Source organism: Candidatus Methylacidiphilales bacterium, assembly GCA_028713655.1.
In the GTDB taxonomy this organism is placed as follows: Bacteria; Verrucomicrobiota; Verrucomicrobiia; order Methylacidiphilales; family JAAUTS01; genus JAQTNW01.
This window is the reverse complement of sequence record JAQTNW010000077.1, coordinates 1-4,791: the sequence shown is the minus strand read 5'-3', so window position 1 is coordinate 4,791 and position 4,791 is coordinate 1. Positions and strand designations below refer to the sequence as shown.

Here is a 4,791-nt window from a genome sequence, read left to right as displayed (position 1 = left end):
AGCGAAGGAGGCGGTTATTTTCCCATCGATCAACCGGGAAAGTATTCGCTGTACCGGTACTCCAAAGCCCACGGACGCCTGGCTTGTCAATCCTGCCATGAATCCATGCACGGCCTGTATCCGGTGCGGTATGAAGGACCGGTCAAAACGGTTGACCTGACTTCTCATGAACAGGCGCTGCAGTTTAGCCCGGACGGCAAATATGCCGGGCCGGTAACCTGCGCGGCCTGTCACAGCGTTAATGCAAAGGGTGTTGCCGTGCAATTGAAGGGCACGGATTACGCGAATGATTACTGGGCGTCGATCGTCCTGATTCATTTCATGCGGGACGGTGACCAGAAACTGCCGATAAAGAATCTTATCAAGAAATATCCCTTCAAAGATGCAAGGGAAATCGTTTCGAAAGGATGGGACAAATTATGCCAAACGATCAAAGAATTACCTCCAAAATAAAGCTGAAGGTGAATGGCCGCGAGTATGAAGTTGACGTTCTTCCCGACGCGCCGCTTCTGTGGGTCATTCGGGATAGTATAGGCCTGACGGGGACAAAATACGGGTGCGGCATGGCGCTTTGCGGCGCCTGCACCGTACATATCGATGGAAAGGCTGTCCGGTCCTGTGTCACGCCTGCCGCATCGGTCGCCGGTAAGGATATCACGACCATCGAAGGACTCTCTCCCGACGGATCACATCCCGTGCAGCGCGCCTGGGTTGAAGATGATGTCCCGCAGTGCGGGTATTGCCATTCCGGCCAGATCATGTCGGCCGCCGCGCTTCTGGCGAAGAATCCGAAGCCGACTGACGATGACATCGATGCTTTCATGGCCGGCAATATCTGCCGGTGCGGCACATATCAGAGGATCCGCCGCGCCATCCACCGGGCATCACAAATGATGGCGGCAGGAGGTGGCGCATGAATAAGATTATTAATTTGAGCCGGCGCGATTTTTTGAAAGCAGGGGCAATCGCCGGAAGCAGCTTGATTCTAGGATTCAAAATTCCTTTATCCTTGGAAGCGGATGCGGCTGAAAAATCCACATCCTTTGTTCCCAATGCCTATTTGAAAATAGATGAGGCAGGTATGATTACCGTGCTCGTCCCCCAATCCGATATGGGACAGGGCGTTTTGACATCATTCCCCATGATGGTCGCCGAAGAACTGGACGCTGACTGGAAGAACGTTCATTTCGAGCAGGCTCCGGCCGCCAAAGTCTATACCAATACTATCATCGGAATGCAGCTCACAGGAGGTTCCTCCAGCGTCCGGGCATTTTGGAATCCTGTGCGGGAGGCTGGCGCGGCGGCACGGGCCATGCTCGTGGAAGCGGCCGCAAAAGAATGGAAAGTCGATGCCGGATCCTGCAAAACAGAAAACGGCGCGGTTCTGCATCCTGCAAGTAAGCGCAAAGCTAATTATCGTGAACTGGTTTCCAAAGCCGCTGCGCTTTCCGTACCCAAAAGCATCAAACCCAAGACACCGGAAAATTATAAAATTCTGGGCACTCCGGAAAACCGGCTCGATACTCCGGCTAAAGTCCGGGGACGGGGAACCTTCGGCATCGATGTCCGTCAAACCGGCATGTTGACAGCCGTTGTGGCCCGCTGCCCCGTTTTCGGAGGCCATGTTGCCGACTTTGATGCAACGGACGCAAAAAAGGTGGCGGGAGTTCGCGATGTTTTAAAAATTTCGGATGGAGTTGCGGTTGTAGCCGACACCTTCTTTGCTGCGCAAAAAGGAAGGGAGGCTCTTCGTGTCCAATGGGAAGAAGGACCGACAGCCGGCCAGTCCACTGACGGAATCATGAAGTCATTCCAGGAGGCCTCGAAACAACGCGGTGTCTCCGCCAGAAATGACGGGGACGCGCCGGGCGTTCTGGAAAAGTCCGGACGTAAAATAGAGGCCGTCTATCAATTGCCTTATCTGGCCCATGCGAACATGGAGCCCATGAACTGCACTGCTTATGTGCGGTCGGGAGCCTGTGAAATCTGGGCCCCGACGCAGGGACAGACTCTGGCACAGCGCGTCGCGTCAAAGATCACCGGAGTTCCCGAAGAATCTGTTGTCGTCAACACCACTTTTCTGGGCACCGGTTTCGGCCGCCGCGCGGAACAGGATTTCGTCGCGGAGTCCGTGGAAATATCCAAAGCTCTCCACCTTCCGGTTAAAGTCATCTGGACACGGGAAGACGATATGCAGCATGACCATTACCGGCCTGCTGTTTACAGCTATATCACGGCGGCGCTCGATACCAAAGGATGGCCAATCGCCTGGATGCATCGGATTGTTGCGCCTTCCATTTTTGCCGCGCATGCGGCAGCCCTGGGGATGGCTACTCCAACGGTTGATCGTGCCGCCGTCGAAGGATCGGCGGATCTGCCTTACGAAATTCCTAATCTGCGGGTGGAGTATGTCCGGAAGGAACCCGGCATTCCCGTCGGTTTCTGGCGGTCTGTCGGACATTCGCACAACACCTTTGTCGTCGAAAGTTTTCTCGATGAAGTCGCCGCCGCAGGCAAAAAAGATCCCTATGAATTACGCCGCGGGCTTCTCAAAAAAAGCCCGCGTCTTCTGGATGTTCTCGACACGGCGGCAAAGGGGGCGGGATGGACAAAGCCTCTGGGTAAAGGACATTACCGCGGAATTGCCGCGGCCGAAGCTTACGGGAGCTTCGTTGCCCAGGTGGTGGAGATCGCTATGGAAGATAAAAAGAATTTCCGTGTTCAGCGGGTTGTGTGCGCAGTAGATTGCGGCCAGACGATTAATCCACGGACGATCGAAGCTCAGATTGAAGGCGGCATCGTTTTCGGTCTTACCGCCGCTCTCAAAGATGCCATCACGATTGATCACGGACGCGTGACGCAATCCAATTTCAATGATTACCCGATGCTGCGCATCAATGAGATGCCGGTTGTGGAAGTTCATATTGCGAAAAATCATGAGACGCCCGGCGGAATCGGCGAGGTCGGTGTTCCTACGGTTGCACCCGCATTGGCGGGCGCAATCTATGCGGCGACCGGAAAACGGATTCGCGAATTGCCGCTTCCGGCATGAACCGGATGAGTGGTCTGACAATGCTTTATGTTTGATTAGCGACACGGAGGGATCATGAATGGCATTTTTTAAAATCAACTCTCTGCTTTTTTTGCCCATGGGCGGGCCTCCGGGTCGTGGACTTGTTCTGGGATTCTATGCTCAACCTCCGGGACGGCGTGGCGCGGGACCTGTGCCCGGCAAAACCTTTGCGCCCAATGCCTTCATCCGGATCGGGACAGACGATACCGTAACCTTAATGATCAATAAGTCCGAGATGGGGCAAGGCGTCTACACGGCACTGCCGATGCTCATTGCCGAAGAACTTGAATGTGACTGGAAACAAGTGCGGCTGGAGGCCGCGCCGGTTGATCCGGCGTATAATCACACCGAATGGGTCATCCTGCAGGGTACAGGCGGATCGTCGAGTGTTCGCAGCGAGTGGGATCGTTTGCGACAGGCCGGCGCAACTGCCCGCGAAATGCTGATTTCCGCGGCAGCCGATCTCTGGAAGACTGAAAAATCATTATGCCGGGCGGAAAACGGAAAGATCATCCACCAAAACGGTAAATCCGTTACGTTTGGCGAATTGGCCGCGAGGGCTGCAACGTTGCCTGTTCCGGAAAATGTTGCTCTCAAGAATTCTTCACAATTCAAAGTCATCGGCAAGCCGATTAAAAGACTCGACACTCCCGAAAAGACCACCGGACAGGCTGTTTTTGGAATGGATGTTCGCATCCCGGGTATGCTGACGGCTCTTGTCGCGCGTTCCCCTGTTTTTCGAGGGACGATCATCAGCTTCAAAGATGACCAAACGAGGGCCGTTCCCGGTGTTCGGGATGTGCTTCAAGTGCCATCGGGAGTCGCCGTTGTGGCGGAAGATTTCTGGTCGGCAAAAAATGGCCGCGACCTTCTCGACATTAAATGGAATGAAGGCGATGCCGCTGATCTCTCCACGGACAAACTCCGCGAGATGTACAAAAAACTGGCCAACACGCCCGGAAGCGCTGCTCGAGCCCAAGGCGACATCCAAAAAGCTTTTGCCGGCGCAGCCCGGCTGCTTACCGCCGAGTATGAAGTTCCCTATCTTGCGCATGCCATGATGGAGCCGTTGAACTGTGTTGTCGACTTTCGCAATGATCATTGTGAAATATGGACAGGCACACAAGCTCAGACATTGGATCGGGAGGCTGCAGCAGACGTGCTCGGGCTGAAACCCGGGCAGGTTGCGCTGCACACAACATTGCTCGGAGGAGGTTTCGGCAGACGGGCCAATCCGCAATCGGATTTTGTCACGGAGGCGGCGCACGTCGCCAAAATACTGAAAAAACCGGTCATGGTCGTCTGGACAAGGGAAGATGATATTCGGGGCGGCTATTACCGACCGATGTGGAACGATAAGATAGCGGCTGCGCTGGACGAAAAGAACAATCTTGTCGGCTGGCGGCACACGATTGTCGGGCAATCGGTTTTCGAGGGCAGCGCCTACGAGCTGATGATTGAAAACGACATCGATCCGTCATCCGTGGAAGGAGCCGAGGACATCCCGTATGACATCCCCAATATTCTTGTCGATGTCCACAGTCCGAAAATCAGTGTTCCCGTGCAGTGGTGGCGTTCAGTCGGCCACTCGCACACGGCGTTTGTCGTGGAAAGTTTTATCGATGAAGTTGCTCATGCAACTCAGAAAGATCCTTTTGAATTCCGGCGGGCGCTTCTTGGCGGACATCCCCGGCATAAACATGTGCTGGAATTAGCGG

General features: G+C 54.6%; 4 protein-coding genes. All 4 read left to right on the top strand.

The annotated features are described in order from the left end of the window. The coding region (locus PHD76_15040; GenBank protein MDD5263157.1) for a hypothetical protein at nt 1-453 on the top strand (453 nt) is incomplete at its 5' end. Then, a complete protein-coding gene (locus PHD76_15035; protein ID MDD5263156.1) occupies nt 420-917 on the top strand; it encodes a (2Fe-2S)-binding protein in 498 nt (165 codons plus the stop codon). The genes PHD76_15040 and PHD76_15035, both read left to right, overlap by 34 nt. Beyond that, the gene (locus PHD76_15030; protein ID MDD5263155.1) at nt 914-3,052 is read left to right on the top strand and encodes a xanthine dehydrogenase family protein molybdopterin-binding subunit; all 2,139 of its coding nucleotides are present in this window, start codon (nt 914-916) and stop codon (nt 3,050-3,052) included. The genes PHD76_15035 and PHD76_15030 overlap by 4 nt, the downstream gene beginning before the upstream one ends. A 238-nt stretch (nt 3,053-3,290) precedes the next feature. Continuing rightward, nucleotides 3,291-4,791: molybdopterin-dependent oxidoreductase (locus tag PHD76_15025; GenBank protein ID MDD5263154.1), on the top strand; the 1,501-nt coding region annotated here is incomplete at its 3' end.